The organism is Pseudomonas sp. SIMBA_068 (genome assembly GCF_046534705.1).
Taxonomy (GTDB): Bacteria; Pseudomonadota; Gammaproteobacteria; order Pseudomonadales; family Pseudomonadaceae; genus Aquipseudomonas; species Aquipseudomonas putida.
Genome location: NZ_JAWRYI010001469.1, coordinates 1 through 241, shown reverse-complemented (window position 1 = coordinate 241; position 241 = coordinate 1). Strand labels below are relative to the sequence as shown.

Here is a 241-nt window from a genome sequence, read left to right as displayed (position 1 = left end):
GTGAGTTACCCTTACGTCTTATGTGTGCTTTCCCACAAGGATCGATTGAAAATGTCCGAGCCAGTTAAACTGCGCCCACATGCCCAGGCCCATTGCAAGGATTGCAGCCTGGCCCCCCTGTGCCTGCCTCTTTCGCTCAACCTGGAAGACATGGATGCACTTGTGTCCATCGTCCTTTTCACGTTCATCGGCTACCTGAATATCGGCATCCCCCTGGCCGTGCTGCCGGGTTATGTGCATA

General features: G+C 54.4%; 1 pseudogene. It reads left to right on the top strand.

The features are described 5' to 3' along the window. Positions 1 to 51: 51 nt before the first annotated feature. Positions 52 to 241 (top strand): annotated as a pseudogene (locus SB756_RS34515) (hypothetical protein); the annotation flags it as partial.